The 24,384-nt window shown below is 62.7% G+C and carries 19 protein-coding genes; 15 read left to right on the top strand and 4 right to left on the bottom strand.

Annotated features, from left to right (window positions below):
* Complete coding sequence (locus tag CDV46_RS09700) at window positions 1–1,224, bottom strand: phospholipase D-like domain-containing protein (protein WP_087686252.1); 1,224 nt, start codon at window positions 1,222–1,224, stop codon at window positions 1–3.
* A gap of 373 nt (window positions 1,225–1,597) precedes the next feature.
* Here CDV46_RS09700 and CDV46_RS09695 point away from each other — a divergent pair, with 373 nt between their 5' ends.
* The 14 genes from CDV46_RS09695 to CDV46_RS09630 all read left to right on the top strand — a co-directional run bounded on the left by CDV46_RS09695 (window position 1,598) and on the right by CDV46_RS09630 (window position 20,906).
* Window positions 1,598–2,008, top strand: coding sequence for an ExbD/TolR family protein (locus CDV46_RS09695; RefSeq protein ID WP_058376287.1), 411 nt, complete (start codon window positions 1,598–1,600; stop codon window positions 2,006–2,008).
* The gene (locus CDV46_RS09690) at window positions 2,008–2,820 is read left to right on the top strand and encodes a TonB family protein (RefSeq protein ID WP_087686251.1); all 813 of its coding nucleotides are present in this window, start codon (window positions 2,008–2,010) and stop codon (window positions 2,818–2,820) included. Before CDV46_RS09695 ends, CDV46_RS09690 begins: the two co-directional genes overlap by 1 nt.
* Window positions 2,821–2,953: 133 nt before the next feature.
* A complete protein-coding gene (locus CDV46_RS09685) occupies window positions 2,954–5,371 on the top strand; it encodes a TonB-dependent receptor (protein WP_087722424.1) in 2,418 nt (805 codons plus the stop codon).
* Window positions 5,372–5,419: 48 nt separating this feature from the next.
* Window positions 5,420–6,049, top strand: coding sequence for a MotA/TolQ/ExbB proton channel family protein (locus tag CDV46_RS09680; protein WP_058376284.1), 630 nt, complete (start codon window positions 5,420–5,422; stop codon window positions 6,047–6,049).
* Between the two features lie 526 nt (window positions 6,050–6,575).
* The gene (gene wecB / locus CDV46_RS09675) at window positions 6,576–7,736 is read left to right on the top strand and encodes a non-hydrolyzing UDP-N-acetylglucosamine 2-epimerase (RefSeq protein ID WP_087722423.1); all 1,161 of its coding nucleotides are present in this window, start codon (window positions 6,576–6,578) and stop codon (window positions 7,734–7,736) included.
* Window positions 7,737–7,998: 262 nt separating this feature from the next.
* The gene (locus CDV46_RS09670; protein WP_176399045.1) at window positions 7,999–10,149 is read left to right on the top strand and encodes a hypothetical protein; all 2,151 of its coding nucleotides are present in this window, start codon (window positions 7,999–8,001) and stop codon (window positions 10,147–10,149) included.
* Between the two features lie 19 nt (window positions 10,150–10,168).
* On the top strand, window positions 10,169–11,866 hold the full coding sequence (locus tag CDV46_RS09665; protein ID WP_087722422.1) for a glycosyl transferase family protein: 1,698 nt from the start codon (window positions 10,169–10,171) through the stop codon (window positions 11,864–11,866).
* Between the two features lie 35 nt (window positions 11,867–11,901).
* Window positions 11,902–14,592, top strand: coding sequence for an NfrA family protein (locus tag CDV46_RS09660; RefSeq protein WP_254915986.1), 2,691 nt, complete (start codon window positions 11,902–11,904; stop codon window positions 14,590–14,592).
* A gap of 38 nt (window positions 14,593–14,630) precedes the next feature.
* Window positions 14,631–15,653, top strand: a complete 1,023-nt coding sequence (locus CDV46_RS09655) for an alginate O-acetyltransferase AlgX-related protein (protein ID WP_087722420.1) — start codon at window positions 14,631–14,633, stop codon at window positions 15,651–15,653.
* 82 nt (window positions 15,654–15,735) lie between these two features.
* Window positions 15,736–16,782 carry an alginate O-acetyltransferase AlgX-related protein gene (locus CDV46_RS09650; protein WP_087722433.1) on the top strand — a complete coding sequence of 349 codons (1,047 nt, stop codon included), beginning with the start codon at window positions 15,736–15,738 and terminating at the stop codon, window positions 16,780–16,782.
* Window positions 16,783–16,872: 90 nt separating this feature from the next.
* Window positions 16,873–18,450, top strand: a complete 1,578-nt coding sequence (locus CDV46_RS09645) for an MBOAT family O-acyltransferase (protein ID WP_087722419.1) — start codon at window positions 16,873–16,875, stop codon at window positions 18,448–18,450.
* Window positions 18,451–18,477: 27 nt separating this feature from the next.
* A complete protein-coding gene (locus CDV46_RS09640) occupies window positions 18,478–18,717 on the top strand; it encodes an acyl carrier protein (protein WP_058376277.1) in 240 nt (79 codons plus the stop codon).
* A gap of 30 nt (window positions 18,718–18,747) precedes the next feature.
* Window positions 18,748–20,229 (top strand): AMP-binding protein, encoded by a 1,482-nt coding sequence (locus CDV46_RS09635; RefSeq protein WP_087722418.1) that lies wholly within the window; start codon window positions 18,748–18,750, stop codon window positions 20,227–20,229.
* A 2-nt stretch (window positions 20,230–20,231) separates the two neighbouring features.
* Complete coding sequence (locus CDV46_RS09630) at window positions 20,232–20,906, top strand: alginate O-acetyltransferase AlgF (RefSeq protein ID WP_087722417.1); 675 nt, start codon at window positions 20,232–20,234, stop codon at window positions 20,904–20,906.
* Window positions 20,907–20,912: 6 nt separating this feature from the next.
* On the opposite strand, the gene CDV46_RS09625 is transcribed toward CDV46_RS09630, so the two are convergent.
* Entirely contained in the window at window positions 20,913–21,875 is a 963-nt protein-coding gene (locus CDV46_RS09625) for a DUF4434 domain-containing protein (protein WP_176399044.1), read from the bottom strand.
* Between the two features lie 79 nt (window positions 21,876–21,954).
* Here CDV46_RS09625 and CDV46_RS09620 point away from each other — a divergent pair, with 79 nt between their 5' ends.
* Complete coding sequence (locus CDV46_RS09620; protein WP_058376273.1) at window positions 21,955–22,173, top strand: hypothetical protein; 219 nt, start codon at window positions 21,955–21,957, stop codon at window positions 22,171–22,173.
* A 75-nt stretch (window positions 22,174–22,248) separates the two neighbouring features.
* Here the strand turns inward: CDV46_RS09620 and CDV46_RS09615 are convergent, their stop codons facing one another.
* Both CDV46_RS09615 and CDV46_RS09610 read right to left on the bottom strand, forming a co-directional pair.
* A complete protein-coding gene (locus CDV46_RS09615) occupies window positions 22,249–23,388 on the bottom strand; it encodes an acyltransferase family protein (RefSeq protein WP_140413335.1) in 1,140 nt (379 codons plus the stop codon).
* Window positions 23,389–23,393: 5 nt separating this feature from the next.
* A complete protein-coding gene (locus CDV46_RS09610) occupies window positions 23,394–24,365 on the bottom strand; it encodes a DUF6492 family protein (RefSeq protein ID WP_087722415.1) in 972 nt (323 codons plus the stop codon).
* Window positions 24,366–24,384: the final 19 nt, after the last annotated feature.

Here is a 24,384-nt window from a genome sequence, read left to right as displayed (position 1 = left end):
TCACGGTGTGCCCGGGTGCGGCACAGGGTAATCGCGCGACACGTCGATCGGGGCCGTATGCGGCGAATTCCACCACGTGCGCTGCAATTGGGCGATACGCTGCGCCATCTTCGCGTCGCGCATCACCACTTCGAGATTGCGCGAGTTGTCGAAGTAGCCGCCGGTCCAGTTGCTCGTGCCGACCCAAGCCAGCTCGCCGTCGATGACCATCGTCTTGCTGTGCACCACGCGCGCATAAGGAATGAAACCGCTTGAGGCAGGTGGCACCGTCACCACACGCAGCTCGACATTGGGCACCAGCGCAAGGCTCTTCAGATACGCAACATCAGGGCGCTTCAGATTCCAGTTCGAGATCAGCATCTGCACCTTCACGCCGCGTGCAGCCGCCGTGCGCAACGCCGTGTCGATCACGCCGTAGTACGGGCGCTTGCCCTTCTCACCGAACGAAAGTGGTGCGTAATCCATCAACTGAATCTGCACGCTCTGCTTCGCCTGCCCGATGAGCGCGGGCAGGGCAGTCTGCGAATCGCCGACGCCCGGCGGGTTGTACGCATTCGGGCTCGCGACGAGGAACGACGACTGTGCGAGATCGGCGGGCACGACATCGCGATTGCGCACTGTCGGTTGTCCGCCGCTGGCCAGCGCGGCTTGCGCTTCCCAGTCCTGCTCGAAGATGCCTTGCATCTGCGCGACGATCTTCGCGTCGCTCACGCGCACGCCGGTCTCGTCGATGTGTTCGAGCGCGCGCCAGTCGAAGTTCTGGCTGCCGACGAAGCCCTCGCGTCGATCGACGATGAAGTACTTCGCGTGAATGATGCCGCCGCCGACTTTCGAGAAGTCCAGCATGCGGAACTCGAGATTGGGAATCTGTTTGACGCGCGCGAGCGTCGCTTCGTCCGACATGCGCTCGCCCTTGGCTTCCATCAGAAAGCGAATCTTCACACCGCGCTTGCCTGCGGCTTCGAGATGATCGAGCACCGTGTCCATGCGGCTGCCGCGCTCACCCGAGACGTAGAACTGACCGAAGTCGATCGACGTCTTTGCGCGATCGAACATGTCGGTCCAGACGGTGACGGAATCGCGCAGATCGTCGCTGTCGGCACCGGCGCCAACGGGCGCGGTGTGCACGAGTTCAAAGCCGGGAATGGTGAAGGGTGCGGGCGCAGCGCATAGCGGAGCGATGCTGCTCAGCGCTAGCGTGAGCGCGGCAAACGTGTGACGCATGACTTCCTCGAATGACGTGTCGTGTTCGTGTGTGGAGCAAAGCTTTCGCACGGAAATCCTTATGTGACAGTTCTGCGATGGCATCGTATATCTAACATATGCATTGACATATGTGCCTTCAAAAACTGCCTGCGTCACATCGAGAAAACACCTTGTTTCAAGGGGTTTTACGCTCGCGTAGCGCGTTGGCTTCCTGTGGTTTACACGGCAGGATATTCGTCAATTGTTAAATTTTATTACACGTAGGAAATATATTTTGCGGTTACGGGGTAAACGCAACGTCTGACGGAATAAGCATCGCATTTGTGCCGATTCGTCACGGAAATTTCATCGACGTCCAAAATAATCCGGTTTCTTTTTTCCGGACGTCGCCATGATTCACTTCGAAGATCCCCCCAAACGGCACGCGCGCATCGAGATCATTCCGATGATCGACGTGATGATGTTCCTGCTCGTCTTCTTCGTGTTGCTCAGCATCAACGTGATCCCGTCGCGCGGCCTGTCGACCACGTTGCCGCAGTCGTCGAGCGCCGCGCAGGTCAATCCCGAGAAGCCCGTCGTCGTGACCATCACGCGCGATGGCGCATTGCAGGTCGACGGTGCCGACACCACGCTCGAAGCGCTCGGCGCACGCGTGAAGGAGAAGGCCGGCGACGTCGAGAAGGCGCAAGTCACGCTCAAGACCGATGAAGGCACGTTGATGCAACGTGTGATCGACGTCATGGATGCGTTGAAGGCAGCGTCGGTGAGCAAAATCTCGATCGCCACGCGAGCGAAATCGTAATGACTGCGACGAACGCCACCCCAGCTTTCTGGATGCCCACGCCGATCTATCGCCGCCGCGACTGGGTGGCGGGCGGGTTGACGCTGTTGCTCGCACTTGCGGCCACGGTCGGTCCGAGCCTGCGAGCGCTGACGCCGCCGCCAGGCGAGAAGCAGGCAGAAGTGCTCACCGAAATCGATCTCGCACCACCGCCGCCCGAGCCGCAACCGCAGCCGAAGGCGGAGCCGCTGCCTCAGCCCAAGCCGGAACCGAAGTCTCAGCCGAAGCCTGAGCCCAAGCCCGAACCGAAGCCCGAGCCGAAGCCGCAACCTCAGCCGCAGCCGCGTCCTCAACCGGCGCCGCAACCCACACCGACGCCAACGCCGACACCGCAGCCAGTCGCCGACAGCGCACCGGCGACGTCAAGCGCGACGCCGACAGCGAACACCGCGACCAACGCCGCACCGTCGACGCCTACCGCTGAGTCGAAGCCCGTACAGAAGGCAGCGGCACCGAGCAAGGGCGACCCCGACCGTGAGTACGAGCGGTCGTTGCGCGCGCTGGTGGAGTCGCGAAAGAAGTATCCGACGAGCCGTCAGGCCATGACCGAGAAACCCACGGGCACGGTCGAGCTGTGCGTGATGCTCGATCGCAGCGGCAAGGTGAAGGACGTGAACCTGACCAACGGTTCGGGCTCGCTGCTGCTCGACAACACGGCCACGCGACTCGTTGAGGGCACCACGTACCCGGCATTTCAGGACACCCACTTCGCAGGCCAGGCGCAACACAGGTTCTGCATGAAGCTCGATTACCAGCTCCCGAGCAATAGCTGAGGAGCGACCCAGGCAACACAGAAGTCCCGTTGCACTCACGCTGACCACGCGGCCCTGCGCCACGTGAAAAAAACCGCGGCGGCGTTTTTGCCGCAGCAATCCAGGCACCCGTAACCATAACGAATAGACCGAGATGAACGATCTACATACGACGGCCGGCAAGCCGTTCAAGCATCCCGCATTGCGTCTGTCCATGATCGCTGTTCACGTGCTGCTGCTTCAGGCTGGCGTCGCACACGCACAGAGCGCCGATACCAATGCCGCACCCGCCGCTGCCACGGCGTCCCCCAGTGCCTCGGGCACGTCGAACATCGGCACGGTGACCATCACCGGCGACGGCGACAACCTCGGCACCGGCCTCATGGTTCGTGAAGACGAACCGAAAACCCGCAGCACGGTCACGCGCGCCGAAATCGAAAAGGAACGTGCCACCGGCAACGTGTTCCAGTCGATCGGCCTGCTGCCGGGCGTGTCGACGTACAGCTACGACGCGTCGGGCCTGTTCGGTGGCGGTCTGTCGATTCGCGGCTTCAACTCCGACCAGATCGGCTTCACGATCAACGGCGTGCCGGTCAACGACTCGGGCAGCTTCGCCGTGTATCCGCAGGAATTCCTCGACAACTCGAACACCTGCGGTATGTCGGTGACGCAGGGCGCGACCGATCTCGACGCCCCGCACGTCGGCTCGACCGGCGGTAACGTCAGCATCGTCACGTGCGAACCGGAAAACGAGAAGCGCGTGCGCGTGTCGCAAACGGTCGGTGGCCTGAACCTCACGAACTCGTTCGTGCGTCTGGACTCGGGCCGCTTCGCGAACGACATGGCGAAGATTTTCGTGTCGTACTCGCACGCCGAAATCGACAAGTGGAAGGGTGAAGGCAAGGCCAAGCGCGATCACGTCGACTTCGGCTTCCGACTGGATCTCAACAAGGAAAACTACGTCACGGGTACGTTGAACTACAACCGTGCGATCAACAACAACATCTACAACCCGTCGCTCGCGCAGCTCAACCAGAACGGCTACTACGGCGACTACGCTTCGCAGTTCGCCGGTCACCTGCCGCCTGTGAAGGGCACGGCGCAGAACGAAGCGTCGCAAAGCCCGGCGTACTACAAGCTGTCGCAGAACCCGTTTGAAAACGTGATCGCGTCGGTCACTGGTGTGTTCCGTCTGACGCCGACCACGCAGGTGAAGATTCAGCCGTACTACTGGTATGGATTCGGCACCGGCGGCACGCAGCAGTACGTGCTCTCGGAAACCGGCTTCCTGAACCCGGCCACCGGCAAGACCGGTCTGGGCCGCGATCTGAACGGCGACGGCGACACGCTCGACAAGATCATCGTGGCGAACAGCAGCGTGACGCGCACCGACCGCCCGGGTATCACCACGACCGTGACGCAACAGCTCGGCAACCACCAGATTCAAGCCGGTGTGTGGTTCGAGCGTGCGGTGCACCGTCAGACCGGCCCGGCCGTGCTCGTGAATGCCGACGGTACCGCCAGCGATATCTGGCTGCAAGACAACCAGATCACCGGCCCGACGGGACAACCGTACGAATCGCGTAACTGGAAGACGGTGTCGACGTCGTGGCAGTTCTTCGCCGCCGACTCGATCTCGATGCTTGCCGACAAGCTCAACGTGACGGCCGGTTTCCGTACGCCGCACGTGCGCCGCGACTTCACGAACTTCGCCAACGAGGGCAGCAACTCGGGCACGTCGTACAACGTGGTCAAGGACTACAACGCGTTCCTGCCGCAGGCCGGCGTGCGTTACTCGATCGACGACGCGAATCAGGTCTATGCCAGCTACGCGATGAACTTCCGTGCGCCGCCCAACTTCGCGTTCTCGCCGACCAACGGCAACGTGACGTTCGTGAACGGTCAGGCGACCGTGACGGGCAACGTGAAGGCCGAAACGTCGAACGTGTACGACATCGGCTATCGCAACGAAAGCGGTCTGGGCGTGTTCTCGGGCTCGCTGTTCTACGTCGATTACAAGAACCGTCAGGCCACCGCGTACGACCCGAACCTGAACAATTCGGTCTACACGAACGCCGGTCGCGTGCGTAATTACGGCTTCCAGCTCGAATTCGGCACGGTGCCGTTCCACGGCTGGTCGGCGTACGCCTCGATCACGAACAATCACAGCCGCCAGCTCGACAACCTGCAAACGTCGGCGACGACCACGATGCAGACGTCGGGCAAGGATTACCCGCTGGATCCGTCGTGGCTGCTGGGTCTGTCGATTCAGTACGCCCAGCCGAAGTGGTACGTGCGTGCGCAGACGAAGTTCACGGCGCGCCAGTACGCCACGCTCATGAACGACGAAGTCGCACCGTCGTACACCACCGTGGATCTGGATGCAGGCTACCGGTTCAACAACACGTTTTTCTTCAAGAACCCGACCGTGCGCGTGAACGTCAGCAACCTGTTCAATCGCCAGTATCGCAACCCGTCGAGCGTGCAAGTCGGCGGCGGCAGCGGCACGGTTTATTACTACCTGGGCGCACCGCGACTGCTGTCTGTGTCGTTGTCTGCCGACTTCCAGTGAGGCGAGCCGCTGCTTTCGCACTCACGAATTTGAAAGAGGAACCTTCGTATGAACACTCAGGTGCTACATGATCTGTCGTTTTTCCTGATGTACGCGTGCCTGGTCGTGGCGTTGTTCATCAGCATCGAACGTCTGATTTTCTATCGCTACACGAACAAACACGCTCGTGAGCTTGACGCGATGCTGCTCGGCGAAGGCCGTACGCTCGACGATCTCACGCAACATCTCGAGAGCAATGACAGTGTGCCGGCCGATGCGCTGCGTGCACTGGCCAAGGCGCGCGCCGACGCTCATTCGCGTGAAGACATGGAGCAGCTCTCCGCTGCGCTGTATCTCGCGATGAAGTCCAAGCTCAAGCAGCGTCTGTGGATGCTCGACACGATCGTGACGGCGGCACCGCTGATCGGCCTGCTCGGTACGATTCTCGGCATTATCGATACGTTCTCGTCGCTCGCCGCGTCGGGGATCTCGGATGCCAAGGGCGTGTCGGCCGGTATCGGGACGGCGCTGTACGCGACCGCACTCGGTATCTCGACGGCGTTGTTCGTGCTCGTGTTCCTCAATCACTTCAACGATCGTATCGAGCGCATCGGCGATCACCTGAAGATCCTGCTCCTGCGTGCCGGTATTCAACCGGGTTCGCAAGACAATGTGGTGCGGTTGCAGCGGCAGGCGTGATGAAACGCATAAGACGGTGACCCCGTAGGTCAGGTCGCCGATCAGCCTTTGCCGTACCGATGTTCGCCCCGTGCGATGCCGTTTTCGCGGCCATTGCACGGGGCTTTTTCTTTTGTTTTGACGCCCGTCAACCCTTGATTTCCCAGTGAAAAACGCTGTTGCTCATGCGCGACAGCGAGAGGCACATCGCAAATGGGGGGACTGTATGGGGACGGTTGATCGATACCATCCGGAAAATCAAGTTCGCACTGTAGAAAAAACGAGCCGCTGAATCCGGTGCGAAACAAGTGGCAGGAGGAGGTATTGCGACACTGGCCGCACGGCCGGCGTCGTCTGTTGGTCTTCGCCGCGCAGGCAGCCGATACCAATGTATCGGACAACGAAGTACGTGTCATAGCGTCGCCACTACCATTCCGACCTCATGTCTGAGAGCCCCATGTCCGAAGTCCCCGGGGCGAGATAACGTCTGCACGCCATATGTCTTATGCCGTATGGCGCCAGCAGGCGATGACCGGAACACATAACGATGAAAGTCCTGTCGATCTTCGGTACACGTCCCGAAGCCATCAAGATGGCACCGCTCGTGACGGCGCTCGATCGCGAGCCCGGCATAGATAGCGTGGTTTGCGTGACGGGGCAGCATCGCCAGATGCTCGACCAGGTGATGTCGATTTTCAATCTCTCGGCCAAGTACGACCTTGAAGTCATGGTGCCCAATCAGACGCTCAACGGTCTGTTCTCGCGCGCCATTGCCCGGGTAGACGCTGTGCTCGAGGCGGAAGTGCCGGATTACGTGCTGGTGCATGGCGACACGAGTACAGCGTCTGCGTGTGCACTCGCCGCCTTTCATCGGCGCATTCCTATCGGGCACGTGGAAGCGGGGTTGCGCACCGGCGATCTGGCCAAACCCTTTCCCGAGGAAATGAACCGCCGCGTGGTCGATGCAGTCGGCAACTGGCTGTTCGCGCCGACGGCAACATCCCGAGCGAACTTGCTGGGCGAGAACCTTCAGGGCCGGATCGCCGTGACCGGTAACACCGTGATCGACGCACTGGCGACGCTTATGGAGCGGCTACGCGACGATTCGCCGCTGGCCAAGGAGGTCGCCGCGCGTTACCCGTGGCTCGACAGTTCGCGCCGTTTGCTGCTTGTCACAGGGCATCGCCGCGAGAGCTTCGGCGATGGCTTTCGCAATATCTGCGCCGCGCTCGCCGATATCGCCAAGCGCGACGACGTGCAGATCGTCTACCCGGTGCATCTGAATCCGGCCGTTCGCGAGGTCGTGATGACGGCGCTCGCGGGATTCGACAATGTGCATCTGATCGATCCGCTCGATTACGTCGATTTCGTCTGGTTCATGCAGCGCGCGTACGTGATTCTCACTGACTCGGGCGGTGTGCAGGAAGAAGCACCGTATCTCGGCAAACCGGTACTCGTCATGCGTGATGTGACCGAACGCCCGGAAGCGGTAGCCGCCGGCACGGTTGCACTCGTCGGCGCCAACCGTGATCGCATCGTCGAGGCCGTGACCCGTCTGCTCGATGACATCGCGTACCACGTGTCCTTCTCGCGGCGAGTGAATCCCTACGGTGACGGTCATGCCTCACAGCGCATCGTGGCGGCCCTTTGCGGGCGCACGGTAAGCGAGTTCGATCCGGATGCGCCGGCCACCGGCCTTGTGTCCTGACAGGCGGGGGACTCACGCGATGACTGCTCTGCCGACACCTGCGCTGCCACCTGTTCCGTCCAACCCCGCATCGCCCGCCCCCGCGGACCGTGCGCCCCACTACGGATATTCCATGCCGTTGCTCAACACATTGACTGCACGCCGCCGAATGACCCGCGACCTTTCCCGTTCGGTATCTTCGGTATCGCCTGCGACGCGTGCACCCCGTACGCCCCTGGGCCGCCTGCGTGCGACGACGGCGGGCGTGCTTGCCGTGCTCGGCATGTGCGCGCCGCTCGCGTCTCACGCCAGCGCACTGGGCGACGGCGTGCGTGCCCTTGGCTCGGGTGTGAATCTGCAACGCAGCATCGCACTGGCCGACTTGGGCATCACGGCGCCTATCGTGCTGTCGGGAGATGCGAGTCAGGACTTCTATCTGCCGGTGCCCAAGGGCTTGCCGCTTGCCGATGCGTCGATCACGTTCGACGGCCGCTATCTGAAGGGGGAGCCCGGTGCAGCGTCGGTGGTGCTTTCCATCGACGGCCAGCCCATGACGTCGCAGTCGGTGCCTGATGGCGACGGGCCGCTGCAACGCAATCTCGCGGTGTCGGCGCGTCCTCGCGACACCGGTTTCGTGCGCTTCTCAGTGAACTGGCACTCCCGCACGGGCACCTATCGCTGCGAGCCCGATCGCTCGATTGCGAACTCGGTCACGATCACGCCGCAGACGCGGCTGACCTATCGCATCGATCAGAAATCGGTGTCGAGTCTCGATGACGCGTGGGGCACGCTCCCCGGTGCACCGGCACTGCTTATCGCATCGAAGACGCTGGGTCAGGAAGCGTTCGACAGCGCCTGGCGTATCGGTGTAGCCCTTGAGCGTAGCGGCAAGCGCGTGCAGGTAAGGGCACTGCCCGCGGTGGGCGACGTTGTCGATACACGCGGCGTCAACGTGCCGGCAGCACTCGCCGGCGTGCCGGCTTTTGCCGCGCTGCGTGACAGCACCGCGACACACAAGCTGGCCAACGACGCCGAATTGGGTGCGTTGCTGGCAATGAACGCGCCGTCGGTCAGCGGTGACGTTGTGGTGGCCGACGCGGCGATGCGTGCGCGCCTCGCCGCTGCGTTCGACGCGCTGCAAGGTCAGCTCGCCTCGGATAGCGATGCCGCTGCGGCCTTCAAGGCATGGCGCGATCAGCGTGCGCCGCTGGCGAATGACGCGCTGGGTGCAAAGCAGATTCGCCTGCTGTCCATGGGCAGTCAGTCGGTGATTGCCATCGCGGGCGACGCAGGCGCGCAGGCAGCGGGGCTCTTCGACAACTCGCTGCGCCGTCTGTTGCTCTCGAACAATGTGACCGTGCCGGTCGCCCGCACGCCGGACATCGCGGACAAGCAGGTAGTGCGCTTGTCGAGCCTTGGGGGCTCATCGGATAGTTTCGACGTGCTCGCCCGCGGCGACTGGACCGTGAGCTTCCCGCTGGGTGCGGTGGCGTCAGACGGCCGCATGCCGGGCGAGATTTCGCTGTATCTCGCCGCTGCGCCGGGACCTGCGGCGTCAAAGCCGGTGGCGACGGTGTTCTGGAACGGCATTCTGCTGGCCGCGAAGCAACTCGACGCCAATGGCCGCCCCGAGCAACTCAAGGCCCGTGTGCCGGGCTACGTCCTCGGCGTGAACAACAACCTGCGCGTGTCGGTGCAACGTCAGCCGTATTCGGCGAACTGCGATGAAATTCCGCAGGCCTATCCGGTCAATGTGCTGCCTTCGGCGAGCTACATCCGCCCGGGCAAGGCCGAACCGGACGGCACGTTCGTGGGCTTGCTGCCGCTCATGGCCGGTAACCCGCAACTGATCGTCCCCGCGCGCTATCTCGAAGACGCCCCGGCCAATATCCGCCGCGTGATCGGTATTGCGTCGGCCAGCGGGCTCGCCCCGTCTCGCACCGAGCTGACGGTTGCTGCTGCCGACAAGAGCGTGAAGCCGGCCAAACCGTTCGTCGCGATGGAGGTGCCGATCGATGGCGCGAAGCCGACAGTGAGCGTGTCGGATGGCAAGCGTCTGGAAATCGGCGGCAAGGATGCCAAGTGGCTGGACATCACTGGTTTGGAGAATCTGTCGACCGCAGAGGTGGTGCGCGGCGGCGGTGAGGACGGATTGTTGTGGTACGCCGTCGGTGCGCCGCAGGTCGAAGTGGGTGAGCCGTTCCTGCTCAATCGCGGCAATCTCGCGATCATCGGGCCAGCAGGGCCGGTCGCGTGGATCGACAGCAGCAACCCCGATGCCAGCCTGCCGCCGGGCGCGGGAGAGAGTGCGTTTTACGAGTGGCGCCGCTATGTCTCGTGGGGCGTGCCGGCCGTTGCCATTGCCCTGTTGGTGCTGCTGCTGATTCTCGTGCTGGCGCTGCGCGCCGGTCGCAAGAAACAAGACAGCCATTGACCGGTAGAGACGCGCCGCCGTGATCTCCTCGCTCTATTGGCCGTATCTGGTCGCCGACTACTATCACGCGCTGGAAATTGCCAGCGCGGTGGTCGGTGTTCTCATCCTGCTATCGAGCATCGACGATCTGTTCGTCGATGCCTGGTACTGGGTGCGCCAGGTCTACCGCTCACTGTTCATCAAGCGACGCTACACGCCGTTGCAGGCGGCGCAGTTGCGCGACGTGCGAGAGCAGCCGCTCGCGATCATGGTGCCCGCGTGGCTCGAATTCGACGTGATCGCCGCCATGCTTGAGAGCATGGTGGGCACGCTTGAGTACAAGAACTACATGATTTTCGTCGGTACTTATCAGAACGACGAGCGGACCAAAACGGAAGTCGAGCGCATGCGCCGCCGCTATCGGCAACTGGTGCGCGTGGAAGTGCCGCACGACGGACCGACCTGCAAGGCGGACTGCCTGAACTGGATCGTTCAGGCGATCTTCAAGCAGAACCAGCAGCAGCCGGAGCCGTTCGCGGGCGTGATTCTCCACGACAGCGAAGACGTGCTCCACCCGCTGGAGCTCAAGTATTACAACTATCTGTTGCCGCGCATCGACTTCATTCAGTTGCCTGTGACGTCGCTGGAGCGTGAATGGTACGAACTTGTCGCGGGCACGTACATGGACGAGTTCGCCGAATGGCACACCAAGGATCTGGTGGTGCGCGAGAGCCTGTCGAAGATGGTGCCGTCGGCGGGCGTGGGGACCTGCTTTTCGCGCCGCGCCCTTGAAGAGCTCGCTGCCGAGACCGACAACCAGCCGTTCAACACTGACACGCTGACCGAGGATTACGACATCGGCGCCCGTCTGGCGCGACGCGGCATGAAGCAGATTTTCGGCAAGTTCCCGGTCGAGTATGTGATCAAGCGGCGGCGGATGTTCGGCTTTGGCAAGGAGAAGATCTCGACGATCCGCATGCCGCTCGGCATTCGTGAGTATTTCCCCAACACGTTCAGAACCGCGTACCGGCAGAAGGCACGCTGGACACTGGGCATTGGGCTGCAAGGCTGGGTGCAGGTCGGCTGGGCAGGTTCGCTCGCGACGAAATATCTGCTGTTCCGTGACCGCAAGGGGTTGGCGACATCGTTCATCGCCATCATGGCCTACGTGTTGCTGATCAACTTCGCGCTGTTCCTGCTGGCAGACCGCATGGGTTGGTGGACGATCTACTACCCGTCGATCTTTCCGCCCGGCGGCTGGGTCATGACGCTCATGAGCGTGAACGCCGTGGCGCTCGCGTTGCGTGTGTGTCAGCGCAGCTTCTTCGTGTATCACATGTACGGCTGGGAACACGCGCTCTTGGCCGCACCTCGCATGGTGATCGGCAACTTCATCAACGCGATGGCGGCTGCACGGGCGTGGCGATTGTTCATCGTGCATCTCATCACGGGCAAGCGTCTCGTGTGGGACAAGACGATGCACGACTTCCCGTCGACCGATCAGCTCACCCAGCAGCGTCAGCGTCTCGGTGAGTTGCTGCTGTCGTGGCAGGCCATCGACGAAACTAAGCTGGCATTCGCACTGGAGACACAGGCGCGCGAGAAACGTCCGCTCGGCGAAATTCTCATGCAACTGGGCTGGCTCGACGAAGCCACGTTGCATGAAGCCATCTCGTTCCAGCAGGGCGTGATCGCGCCGTCGCTGCCGCCTAACGACATTTCCCCCGCTGCGACATGATGCCGCCTTTCCGAACGCTTCTTCTCGTCACGGCCATGGCCTGCTGCTGGCCGGCCTCGGCCGCCATGGCGCAGGCGACGGCACACGCCGTCAAACCGTCTGGCGAAGCGCCGCTGTCCGGGCAGGCCTGGAAGTTGGCCGATCAGGCCTACAAGCACTATCAGGCGGGACGCTTCGAGCAGGCGGCGACGGCGGCCGCAGCCGCGGTTCGCCTGCGCCCCGATGTGTTGCGTCTTCGCATGCTGCTCATCTATTCGCTGCAACGCGCAGGCAAGATCGACGACGCCCACAAGGCCGTCGACAGCGCGCTCAAGTACGGCTTCGATACGCCCGCTTTGCGCGACGCGAATACGAATCTGAGCGGCGCACAGGCGGGCGGGCCACCACCGACGGAGGCTTATCGACGCGCTTTTCCGATTGCGACACAGGCGTACTCGGAATACAACGCGCAGCAATACGTGGAGGCGTCGACCCATGCGGAACAAGCGTTTCGTATCGATCCGTCGCGCGGCGAATGGGCATTGCTCTGGATCGCCGGACTGGAGTCACAGGAGAAGTTCGACGCTGGCGTGAGTGCCGCCGAAACTGCGATGTCGCTGGGCGCACCGAATACGTCGGATCTGAAAGCGCGTATTCAGGTGCTGCGGGCGCGCATGGCCGTGGACCCGGCGAGCGCCGGCTATCAGGCCATCATCGACAACAAGCCGAAGGACGCCATTCCGCTTGCGCAGGAGGCCGTGCGTCTGGCCCCCGAGGACGACAGCTATCGCCTGCTGCTGATTTCCGCGTTCATGCTCGACAATCAGTTGCCCGAGGCGGAAGACGCCGCCAGCAATGCGCTCACTCAGAACGACGAGAACACGGTCGCACTCGAGATGCGCGGCTATCTGCGACAGCTTCAGGGCAAGAAAACACTGGCTGACGCCGACTTCGACGAGGCCATCAAACAGGACTGGCTCGACGATGGGCAGGTGCGCAACGTTCGGCTTATCGCCGCCGATGCTGCCCTTGCGGCGGGCGATCATGCGCGTGCCATTGCGCTGGTGGCGCCGCTTGACGCGAAGGACGACGCCGTCAAGAAGCGTCTGAAGCTCGCGCGTTCCGGTGCGCGTGCGCCCAAGGCACTCACGCAGATCAATTTCCCGGCACCGATTCAAGACCCGCGCGAAACCCCCTACGGCACGGTCTACGAGTTGCTGCCCTACGACACGGTCGGCTACGGCGGGCCGTCGGCGCAAGCCTATGCCGCGTACGACCGCGAGGACTATCAGGAAGCGATCAAGCAAGCACGCCGTGCGGTCGAGCTTGATCCGAAGAGTCCGATCTACCAAAGCCTGCTGACGACAACGCTCGCTGCCGGTGACTCGGCGCAGACGAAGGAAGCGGGTGAGCGCATTGAGAAGGCGCTGGCGGAGAAGCCGGGCGACCCGGATTTGCTGATTCAGCGCGGCTACCTTCGCCAGCGCATCAACGAACCGGCACTGGCCGTCGACGATTTTCGGGCGGCGCGAGCGACCGGCAAAGCCTCGCCGGATGTGGTGCTCGCCGAGGGTTACGCGCTGTCGGCCGCCGGTCAAAAGGCCGAAGCCGAGACCACCTTCCGTCAGGCCATCGACGATTACGACGCCAAACGGTTATCGCTCACACCCGAGCAACTGCTGGACACGCGCAGCGCCATCGCCGATGTGTCGCGCCAGTGGGGCGCGACGGTCTCCGTGGGGTATCGCGGTGCGCGCCCGGCCGGGGGCAGTTTGGGCGGTGCGGCGATCTCGGTGCCGGGCAATGCCGTGTTCAGTACGGCAGAAGTGTTCTGGCGCCCGCGTGGCTGGTTGAACGCGAACAATCACGCCTTCGAAGTTTATGGCCAGTTGTCGAACACGCTGTACGACGCAGGCGGCAATACGATCGCGCAGACGGGCCTTGATCCTTGCAGTCAGGCACCCATCAACATCGACCCGACGTCGAACCGGGGCAGTTCGGGTTTTCCGACGACCGTGGGCATTCTCGGCATGCGCTTCACGCCGTCCACCGATCTCGGTCTGACGTTCGGTCTGGAGCGCCAGTTCCTGCTCGGATCGGCGACGCGCTCGGGCACCTTCCAGCCGCTGCGACAGGATCTTCAGTGCGCGCTCAATCAGCGTAACCAGACCGCGAACTACCACTCGAATGCAGGCAACGGCGGCTGGCAGGCGTACGCCACGTACGGCCACTACATCGGCAGTGAGCTGCGCATGGACCGGCCGAGCTGGTTCACGCTGGAGAGCTATGTGCAGGCCGGTTACTCGTGGCAAGACCTGCCCTCCGACCTCTGGCTCACGAACAACGATACCGGCGCTACCGATGCGCGCACGTCCGGCAAGGTCAAGCGGCGTCAGTACTTCGCTGCGTTCGAAGTGCGTGCAGGGCAAAGCTTCCGGATGGACCAGATCGACGAGCATCTCGTGCTGTATCCGTACGTCGTGCTCGGGGGCGATTGGCTGAAGAACGCCGACCGGGTCGAGGGGCTGCCGATCAATGGCGTAGACGACTATGAACTGCTCGGCAACAGCAGTTCGTGGTCGCTGGGGGCGGGCGTCGGTTTCAACGTCCGGTACTACTTCCGCTCGGACCACTACAACACGGCGAGGTCGTACGTCGACTTCGCTACGCAGTATCGCTTCAACATCGGCGGCGGGCAGGCGGATCGGGCGAAGGGCCTGTTCATGACCTTCACGCTGTCGTACTGATGCGGGACAGATTTCAATCGATATCGAGGAGTTGCAACATGACGCCGTACGCTTCCGAACCTCGCGCTTCGCGACGCCCATTGCGATATTTCTCCGCGGGCGTCGTACGTCGCCTGAGCCTCTGTGTGCTGACGTTTGCCTTGGGGGCTGCACAGGCGCAAGACGCGTCTACGCTCATCTTGCGCGGCAAGGACAACTGGCTGTTTCCCGGCTGGGGCAGCCTCACGCAAGTCGACACGCGCGGTATCGACGCGAACACGGCGCTGGTGATCGAGGCGCGCGACGCGCTCGCGGCACACAACATCAAGCTCGAAGTATTGTTGCTGCCGGACAAATCGCTGTTCTATCAGGACAAGCTGCCCGACGGCAAAGTCATGAGCCCCGAGGTCAAGGCGCGCTATACGACGATTCTGGGCAAGCTGAAGGCCGCAGGCATTTCGACGTTCGACGACGAGGTGATTCTGCGCCGCATCAAGGACGGCGGTCAGGATGTCTACTACCGCACCGATCAGCACTGGACGCAGGTCGCTGCCGATGCGACGGCGCAGGCGACGGCGGAAATGATCAGCAAGGACGTGCCGGAACTGTCGGGCAAGCCGGGCACGGGCATGCCGCTGGGCGGCATGGTCAACGACCGTCGCTATGGCGATCTGGCCGAACTGTTTTTGACGCCGGAAGATCGCAAGAAGATCGGGCGCGAGGTGTTTACGGTACGTCGCCCGTCCGACGGCCAGAATCTGCTCGACGATGCGCCGGCGCCGGTGCACATCACTGGCCACAGCATGATGCAGCCGTACTTCGGCTTTCCGCAGAAGCTCTCGAACTTGCTCGATCGTCCCGTCTCGGTGAACTGGAAACCCGGGAACGTCGGGCAATGGGTAATGCTGCTCGAATACGTCGAGTCGCCGGCCTTCAAGCAAACCAAGCCGCAAGTGCTCGTCTGGCAGATTTTCGAACCCGCGTATTCGCAGGGTCCGGATGCCGCCGGTCTGTGGGACAACGCCTCGATCATGACACCTGATGTCTGGCGCAAGCGTCTGAAGGCCGCATTGGGGAACTGAGCACGTGCCAGACATCAAGCCCCCCTTGTCGGCATCGGCGTCACCATCGTCAGTGCCATCGCACCGTCTGAACGCGCTCGTCATGGCCGCATTGCTTGCCGCAGGTCTCGCGTGGGGCGCGTGGACGCTCGCACACGCGCAACTCGATCGCGATCAACTGAATGGGTCCGCGTGGCTCGACGGGACGGCGGGCCATGCGCTCAACAAATCGTTGCGTTTGCCGGCGCAGGAGACGGTTGAAACGTGGAATGCGGCCGTGCGCTACCGGATGCTTGGTGACGTGGGCGAGCAGGTCGCGATGGGGTGCCCGCAATGGATGTTCTATCGCGACGGCATGCGACCGAAGCCCGGCACGAAGGATGCCGTGTTCGAGGATCGTTTGCGTCTCATGCATTACTGGCTCGGCCAGGTGCGCGAGCAAGGCATCAACGTGCTGGTGGTGGCGGTGCCCGACAAGGCGCGCATCGAGTCGTCGCATTTGTGCGGTCAGCCCGTGTCGGCGGCGATGCTCGCTCGCATGGATATTATGAAGGCGGCCTTGCAGCGCAATGGCGTGCCGTTCGTCGATCTGCGTCCGACGCTCGCCGAGCACGACCGGCCGATGTTCTTCCGCACCGACGTCCACATGAATGCCGAGGGCGCGAAGGCTGCTGCGGCCACCGTCGCGCAAGCCGGTCTGGCATTGCTGCCGGGCAAAGGCGCACAAGCGTTCGATGTCGGTACCCCCGCGCCCGCCCAACCGCGCGTGGGCGATCTGCTGTCGCTCTCAGGTCTTGAACATGCACACGACGGCTGGCGGCCGCGTCCCGATCAGGCATCGGCGCAGCACATTGCGCCGTTGCGCAGCGGCGGCCTGCTTGATGAAACACCACCGGTCGAAGTGATGCTCGCCGGCAGTTCGCATGGGCGACGAAGCAATTTCGCCGAATGGCTGGGCGTCGATCTGGGGCGCGAGGTCTGGAATATGAGTATGGACGGCGGTGATTTTGCCGGGGCACTGACCGTGGCGCTCAAGCAGCGCGCGCAGTGGCCCAAGAGCTTGAAGCTGGTGATCTGGGAGTTCTCGGAGAACGCGTTGTCGCTGCCGCTCAGCGACGACGAGAAATCCGTGCTGGCCCGTTTGCCCTGACGGGCAACGTCTGACGATACGACACGAAACAATACCAAACGATTCCAAACGATTCCAAACGATTCCAAACGATACCAAGCGCGATATCCGATGCTGTTCAACTCTTACCTGTTCCTGCTGTTGTTTCTGCCGGTGGCGCTGGCGGGACACTACCTCAGCGGTGCCATCAACCTGCGTCTCGCAGCGTTCTGGCTCTGCCTGACGTCGTTCGTGTTCTACGGCTGGTGGAACCCGCAGTTTGTGGCGCTGCTGGCCCTCTCGATTGCGTTCAACTACGTCGTGAGTCAGGGCGTGTTGCGCAATGTGGGGCGTGCGCGCGTACAGAACGCCATTGTCACCGTCGGCGTGGGTGTCGACCTGATTGTGCTGTTTCACTACAAGTACTTCGCGGCGCTGTTCGGCTTTCTGCACGATCTCGGCCTCACGCATTCCAGCGTCGATACGCTGGTGCTGCCGCTGGGAATTTCGTTCTTCACGTTCACGCAGATCGGTTATCTGCTCGATTGCCGTGCGGGGCTCGTCAAAGAGCGCAGCCTGCTCAGCTACGTGCTGTTCGTGACGTTCTTCCCGCACCTGATCGCGGGGCCGATCCTGCATCACAAGGAGATGATGCCGCAGTTCGCGCAGCGGGAGAATTACCGCTTCAAGGCCGAAAATCTGTCCATCGGCGGCATGCTGTTCGTGATTGGTCTGGCCAAGAAAGTGCTGCTGGCCGATGCGATTGCGCCCTATGCCGATGCGGGTTTTGCGTCGCCCGGCGACTTGCAGTTCTGGGCGGCTTGGGGCACTAGCCTGTGTTACGCGCTACAGGTGTACTTCGACTTCTCCGGCTACTCCGACATGGCGCTGGGACTGGCAAAGATGTTCGGCATCCGGTTTCCGCTGAACTTCAATTCGCCGTACAAGGCGACGAGTGTGATCGATTTCTGGGCGCGGTGGCACATCACGCTCACGCGCTACCTGACGTCGTACCTGTATTACCCGGCGGCGATGGCCATCTCGCGATACCGCAGTGCGCGCGGTCTGCCGGTGGGCTCGGAAGGCGCGCGCACACCGGCGGGCTTTGCGAGCACCATCGTCGTGCCGACACTTTTCACGATGGGGCTGGCCGGGGTGTGGCACGGTGCCGGCTTTCAGTTTCTGGTGTTCGGTCTGCTGCATGCCGCCTATCTGTCGGTCAATCACGGCTGGCGCATCTTCGTCGTCGGCCGTCGGCCCAAGTCACATGTCCCTCGCTGGCCGGCGCACGTCGCGTCGGTGGGATTGACGTTCGTCGCCGTATTGGTCGCACAGGCTTTTTTCCGCGCAAACGGCGTCCATGACGCCCTGTCGCTGCTGAGCGGCATGACCGGGCTGCGGGGTTTCGAAGCCTGGCCGTCGCTGAGCTATCTCGACGGTGCGAGCTTCGGCGACGCATGGCGTCTGCTCATCGGACACCACTTGCAACTGGCCTATGTGGTCGTGCTGCTCGGCATTGTCTGGTTCACACCGAATGCGCACCAGATTCTGGGGCGATATTCACCCGCCTTGTTCAAGGTTCAGGAAGCGGCACGCCGCTTCATGCGCTGGCAACCCAACCCGGCATGGCTGTCGGTCACGCTCGCGCTGCTGTTTCTTTGCCTGGTGAATCTCCATAAGGAAACGCGTTTCCTTTATTTTCAATTCTGATTTCGCGTCATTCGCGGGAGTCGTTTCATGAACATCAATGACATCGAAAGCAAACTCGCCGACATCGTCGGCAACATCGTGCTCACGCAGGTCGAACCCGACACGCTGCTAATCGATTCGGGGCTGGTCGATTCGCTCTCGGCCGTGGACGTGGTGCTGGCGGTCGAGCGCGAATTCGGCGTGAAGGTGCCGCCGTCGGAGATCGACGTGTATCTGCAATCGGTGCAGACGCTTGCGGCATTCATTGCCGAACAGAAAGGCGCCTGAGCGCCGGCCGCCTCGCCGGAGGGTTAGACCATGTATTTCGATTTCGAACGGCTGGCATTCGCCGACATTGCGCACGCGCCCGACGTGCCTGCGGTAACGGATCTGCAAGGCGCGCTCACTTGGGCGCAATTGCACGGCGCGACCGAACAATGGATGACGCAGGCCACGGCAGCCGGTGCGCTGCCTGATGTGCCGATGGTGATTTCGGGTCACAAGGAATCGGCCTTTCTCGTGGCGATGCTGGGGTGCCTGTGTCTGGGCGTGCCGTTCGTCCCCGTGGACGTCATCAATCCGGAGTCGCGCATTGTGCGCATCGGTGAGCTCGTACAAGCGCCGTTGCGCTTCGATGCGCAGTCCCGCGAGTTCGTACCGACGGGACAGCACGGGGCGGCGCTTGCAGAGCGCGGACTCGCCTACATCATGTTCACCTCGGGCAGTACGGGCGACCCGAAGGGCGTGCAGATCGGGCGCGAAAGCGTTGCGCTGTTCGCGGGATGGATTCGCGACGACGTGAAGCCGGGCCCGGCGCCCGCCTTCATGGACCAGATGCTGTTCAGCTTCGATTTCTCGCTGTTCAACTGGGTCGGTGCGCTGGCCACCGGTGGATGCTGCGTTTTGTGCCCGCGAGAGGTCATCGCCGACCGGGTCGCGTTTGCGCGTTATCTCGCGACGGCGCAAGTGAACGTGTGGGCGTCGACGCCGTCGTTCGTGCGCCAGCAGTTGCTCAATCCCGAGTTCGACCATGCGCATCTACCGGACCTGCGGATGTTCGTCTTCGGTGCCGAGTCACTCACGCCCACCGTCGCCGAAGCGCTTTGGCAACGCTTTCCCGAAGTCCGCGTCGTCAATTCGTACGGGCCGACGGAAGCCACCTGTTCCACGACTTGGGTGGAAATTGACCCCGCGCTGCGGGCGGCGGCACCGTTGCCGTTCCCGATCGGACGGGCCAAGCCCTATGCCGAGGTCTTCATCGACGACGGCGAGATCTGCATGGCGGGCGATCACGTCATGCGCGGTTATCTGAATCGACCCGATCTCAACGAGACGCGTCTGTTCCTGCATCGCGGCAAACGGGCCTACCGCAGTGGCGATCTTGGTGAGATCGATGCGCAGGGGCTCGTGACCTTTCGCGGTCGCCGCGACGATCAGATCAAGATGCACGGGTATCGGATAGAGCTGGCGGAGGTCGACGCGTCGCTCGCCACGCTGCCCGGCATTCGCGCGGGGGCTGCGGTCGCGTTGCGTCGCCCGGACGGCGTGATCGTGCGCATGATCGGCTTCGTGGAGCCGGAGACGAGCGGTCCGGTGGGCCTGCATCCGATCCCGGATGCACTGGCCGACTGGAAGGCCCTGCTGAGCCAGCGTCTGCCGCCGTACATGATCCCCACCGAGTTGCTCGTCTGTCACGGCTTTCCGACGACGAGCAGCGACAAGGCCGATCGAAAACAATTGGAGCGGATGTATCTGGCGGCGCGCATGCGCCCCGGCAATACCGCGAATACGGAGTCGTAAGAATGAAGATGTTGCGAACGATGGCACTTGTGTGTGCGATGACAGCTGCCGGTACAGGGGGGGCCAGTGCCGAGGGAATTTTTGCCCAGCTCTACGCTGCCCGGCCGCCCGCGGGTTCGTCGTTCGTCCGTGTGGTTAACCCGGGCGGCGCGCCGATGCGCGCACAGGTTGCCAAGGGGCCTGTTCAGACCCTCTCGGGCGAGAAGGTGGCGAGCACGTATGCCATCGTCAAGGGCAACGACGCGTTTCCGATCGTCATCGACGGGAAGCCCGCGGGCACGCTTCAGGTCGCGCCCGACACGTTCAACACGCTGGTGCCACGCCGTGAAGGCGGCAAGCTCACGTTCACGGTCCTGACCGACGCGGGCGGCACTGAAGATGGGCTCAAGGCCGAGTTGCGCTTCTACAACCTGAGCGCGCAATGCGCAGGCGGGCAACTCAGCGTCAGTCCGTCCGGCCCGACACTGTTCGACAACGTGGGGCAGGGCGCATCGGTGGCGCGTGGTATCAATCCGGTGAAAGCGACGCTGGTGTCCGCGTGCGGCGCGGTCTCGTCGAAAACGCTGGCGCTGCCCGCGTTGGCCCCGGGCGACCACTACAGTTTGTTTCTGGTGGGTACGCCCGGCGCACCGGTGTTGCGCGGACAGTTGAGTGCGACGGATCCTTATCAGCGCTGAGGCCGGTCAGGACAATGCCGCCTGCCATTCGCGCAGCAGCGCCTTCGAACCGGGGGTGTCGTCGAGCACCCAAGGATCGATGGCGAACGCAACCAGCCGTGTCGCGCCGTAGTGTCGTGCGATTTCCCATTGCCGTTTCACGCGGGAGAAATCAGCCGCCTTCGCGTTGAAGGTGGTGCCGTCGTCTTTCTCAGACGGCAGTTCTTCGAACAATTCGATGACCAGATCGAACGGCGCGCCTCTGGCGAGAAGCATGTCGTGCAGCGGCGCCAGCGCGGTGTAGTTCGACATGCCGGCGACGCCTACGCCGTCCTGAATCATCGGGTGCAGCGTGACGCGGTCCAGCAGGGTGCTCCACATGCCGGCGAGCGTGCCGGCCGTCGGCAGCCGGCTGAAATAGGTGGAAATCGCCGGGGGCTGGCCGCTGGTCGCCTTCGCAACGTCGGACATGCCGCCGAGCCAGGTGGCAAGCTTGTCCAGTCGCGCGGGGATGGCCCAATCGTACTGTTCCAGTTCGTAAGGCAGATACCAGCCGCGAAAGGCGGCATGTTTCGGCCACGCGGCCTGCTGCATATAGCGCGCAGCGTTATTGCCGGTGCGTTGCAGGAAGGTGGCAAGCGAGGCGTCGTCCGGGGCACCGATGGCGGTCCACCAGCGCTCGTCGTAGGGCACCCCCAGATGCACGCCCATGCCGAGCGCAGCGCTTTCGTCGAGGAGCGTGCGGATCAGGGGATCGGGGGCCATCCATGTGTTATCCGGCTCGCCGTCGATACCGGCCCACTGCACGAAGATCTCCTTGCAGCCGAGCGCGTGCGTGGCGGTGAGGCGCTCGCGCCATTGTTGGGGCGTCCATTCCAGATGGCTGCGCCAGAGCTGGACGAAGCTGCCGCCGAGTTCGGGCGGCGGTGTGCAGGCGGCGAGCGGCAGGCAGGCCGCCAGCGCGGCGGCTTGCAGAAGGCGGCGGCGCATCGGCGAGTGAGCGGACACTACCGGTACAATAGCGGTTTTACGCGTGGCGTCAGGCCGTGCGTGCCGTCGCGAATTCATCATGAGCAAACTCGCCCTCACTCTCAAGTTCAAGTGCACGAAGTGCGCCAAACCCGTCACGCTGTATTTGCAGAAGACCTCGGCGTGCTCACACATTACGCCGTATCAGGGTTGGTGCAAGTGCGGTCAGTTGATGCGTCATGCGACCGGCGACAAAGCTGCCGTGGCCTCGTTCGTCGACTCGATGGACCCGCTGTGGTCGCATCACCACCATCATTGAGCGACGCGTAACGCACGATACGCATCGTGCCTGTCAGGCGTCCCCGATGCGTCCCCTCACGTCCTTCCAGTCCACTCAGTTCACGGGTTTAACCGCCGAGCGCTTGTCCAGCCACGCCATGCGGCGCCGGATCAGCGTTTGCGCCGGGGCTTCAAAGCCGCGGTAGACCAGATGCGCCAGCACGAACACCACGATCAGGTAGGCCGCGAGGAACCCCGCGTTCATGGCCACTGAGGCGCTGGCGATGCCCCACTGCTGCAACACGATCACGGTCGTCAGTTGCAGCGGGAAGTGGATCAGATAGCTCGAATAGGTCGTGTTGCCCAGATGGACGATGGGCGCCGCCAGCCGGTCGGGAATCCACGGTTCGATCACCTGCAACAGCACGATCGACACCGGCGCGATGACCGTGGCCGCAAGATACTTCGTGCCGCCGAAAACGGCGCAAAACCAGAACAGCCCGGCATAGGCGGCGCAACACAGCGCAACCGCCGCGAGACGATGTTGCTCGATCACCGTGCGCAAGCGCTGGTAGATCAGGTGAACGGCGCCACCCATGAAGAAATAGAAGGCGCAGTAGACGATGTTCGACTCGCTGCCCTTGATCTGCTGGAGAATCAGCCAGCCCCCCGCCGCCGCCGACAGTCCCATGAGCAGGAGCGTCGAGACAAGGCCGATGCGGCAGAACCGCGCGAGCAGGAAGAAGGCGACGTAGATGACGATTTCCGTCGACACGCTCCAGACCGGCCCGTTGAACGAGTCGGTGTAAGGCGTGAGCCAGCCCGAGGCGAAGATCACGTTCACGAAGAAATCGTACGGCGTGTTGTACGGATACACGAAGTACGCGTGATTCTCGCGCACGTAGTACGCCTGAAGCGCCGCAACGGCGATCAGCGTGACGATGTGCAGGGGATACAGCCGCGAGAACCGGTTCAGGAAGAACAGGCCGCCGGACACGCTGCGCTCGGCGATTCTGCCGAGGTAGCGATTGAAGAAGATGAAGCCGGAAATCGTCCAGAAGACGTTGACCCCGAGCCAGCCGAAGTCATAGAACGGGTGCAGCAGCCCGTAAAGCGGCTCGGTGCTGCGCACCACGTCGATCGAGGCCGTCGCAGGTTGAAAGAAAAAGTGCTGGTAGTGCCAGATGAGTACCGCGAATGCACTGACAAATCTCAGAATCTCGATACCGACCAGCTTGTTCTTGCCACTGCTCATCAACCTCAGCCTCGCAGCTTTTTCAACATCTTGAGTCCGCGCCGCACCACAGCGGAGTAAAGCTCGGCGCCCTTGAGCACCGGGTCAACGTGGCGCTCGTAAGGCTGAATGGTAATCGGGAAATAAGGCGAGAGCTTGGCGACCACCTGATCGAGCGGAATCTGCGTGTTGCTTTGCACGACCGCGAAGAGGCCATCGCTGTCCGGCGCAAAGTAATGGGCGGCGTCCCACTCCTGCATCTTTTCGGCAAACCACACGCTCTCGGTCGCGTGCAGCGTGCGCTGCGGCGGCACGGCCTGCGTGTGATAGCGCTCCAGCAACCCTTCATGCTCGGCATTGAGCCAATACAGGGTGTATTCGGTCCAGTCGACGGCATAGTTCGCAAGCAGCACGCGCTTCCAGTCGGTGCCGTGCACGGCTTCGAGTCGCTGTTGCAACGACAGGCACAGCGTGCGTGAGAGCGTGGCAGGCGTCCACCAGACGCCGTCGCGCTCCAGGTGCGGCTCGACGTCGAGCAGTTTCGACGAGGCTTCCCAGTAGTAGGGCTCGACATTGCGCGGCTGGAGGTGCGTGACGGCACGGCCGTCGACGACGAGCGAATTCACGTCGAACGCATGGGTGGCGAAGCAATCCGGATCGAAGATCAGGAAGTACTCGGTCTCGATCCACTCCGGCGCATTGATCTTGATGATCTGCTGGCGGTGCCAGTTGCGAATCTGGTGACGTTGCGAGAATTCCGCGAACGCGCCCATATACAGCGATTCGTCGATGACCTGGATGGGGAAATCCGACCACGCCTTGGCATAGCCTTTGACCTCGTCGACTTCGTCGTGCGGCACGATGATGACGAACCGATGGAACAGATCCGGCGTCGTGAAGTGACGCAGCGACGAGAAGAGGATGTCGCAGCGGCCGATGTTGTCGGCGTAGTGTCGTCCCCGGGTCTTGATCGGCAGGATCGCGCTGATTTGTTGCATGGTCGTCGTGTCTGAGTCC

This window comes from Pandoraea sp. PE-S2T-3 (assembly GCF_002179965.1).
GTDB lineage: Bacteria > Pseudomonadota > Gammaproteobacteria > Burkholderiales > Burkholderiaceae > Pandoraea.
Note: the sequence above shows the minus strand (reverse complement) of the source record. Positions and strands in the feature narration are given on the sequence as shown.

What these genes read in the sequence shown, in the direction of transcription:
- CDV46_RS09635 (WP_087722418.1), top strand. Translation starts at nt 18,748, where the DNA reads ATGTATTTCGATTTCGAACGGCTGGCATTCGCCGACATTGCGCACGCG.
- CDV46_RS09615 (WP_140413335.1), bottom strand. Translation starts at nt 23,388, where the DNA reads ATGAGCAGTGGCAAGAACAAGCTGGTCGGTATCGAGATTCTGAGATTT.
- CDV46_RS09670 (WP_176399045.1), top strand. Translation starts at nt 7,999, where the DNA reads ATGTGCGCGCCGCTCGCGTCTCACGCCAGCGCACTGGGCGACGGCGTG.
- wecB (WP_087722423.1), top strand. Translation starts at nt 6,576, where the DNA reads ATGAAAGTCCTGTCGATCTTCGGTACACGTCCCGAAGCCATCAAGATG.
- CDV46_RS09695 (WP_058376287.1), top strand. Translation starts at nt 1,598, where the DNA reads ATGATTCACTTCGAAGATCCCCCCAAACGGCACGCGCGCATCGAGATC.
- CDV46_RS09640 (WP_058376277.1), top strand. Translation starts at nt 18,478, where the DNA reads ATGAACATCAATGACATCGAAAGCAAACTCGCCGACATCGTCGGCAAC.
- CDV46_RS09660 (WP_254915986.1), top strand. Translation starts at nt 11,902, where the DNA reads ATGGCCTGCTGCTGGCCGGCCTCGGCCGCCATGGCGCAGGCGACGGCA.
- CDV46_RS09700 (WP_087686252.1), bottom strand. Translation starts at nt 1,224, where the DNA reads ATGCGTCACACGTTTGCCGCGCTCACGCTAGCGCTGAGCAGCATCGCT.
- CDV46_RS09650 (WP_087722433.1), top strand. Translation starts at nt 15,736, where the DNA reads ATGGCCGCATTGCTTGCCGCAGGTCTCGCGTGGGGCGCGTGGACGCTC.
- CDV46_RS09610 (WP_087722415.1), bottom strand. Translation starts at nt 24,365, where the DNA reads ATGCAACAAATCAGCGCGATCCTGCCGATCAAGACCCGGGGACGACAC.
- CDV46_RS09630 (WP_087722417.1), top strand. Translation starts at nt 20,232, where the DNA reads ATGAAGATGTTGCGAACGATGGCACTTGTGTGTGCGATGACAGCTGCC.
- CDV46_RS09645 (WP_087722419.1), top strand. Translation starts at nt 16,873, where the DNA reads ATGCTGTTCAACTCTTACCTGTTCCTGCTGTTGTTTCTGCCGGTGGCG.
- CDV46_RS09655 (WP_087722420.1), top strand. Translation starts at nt 14,631, where the DNA reads ATGACGCCGTACGCTTCCGAACCTCGCGCTTCGCGACGCCCATTGCGA.
- CDV46_RS09690 (WP_087686251.1), top strand. Translation starts at nt 2,008, where the DNA reads ATGACTGCGACGAACGCCACCCCAGCTTTCTGGATGCCCACGCCGATC.
- CDV46_RS09620 (WP_058376273.1), top strand. Translation starts at nt 21,955, where the DNA reads ATGAGCAAACTCGCCCTCACTCTCAAGTTCAAGTGCACGAAGTGCGCC.
- CDV46_RS09680 (WP_058376284.1), top strand. Translation starts at nt 5,420, where the DNA reads ATGAACACTCAGGTGCTACATGATCTGTCGTTTTTCCTGATGTACGCG.
- CDV46_RS09625 (WP_176399044.1), bottom strand. Translation starts at nt 21,875, where the DNA reads ATGCGCCGCCGCCTTCTGCAAGCCGCCGCGCTGGCGGCCTGCCTGCCG.
- CDV46_RS09685 (WP_087722424.1), top strand. Translation starts at nt 2,954, where the DNA reads ATGAACGATCTACATACGACGGCCGGCAAGCCGTTCAAGCATCCCGCA.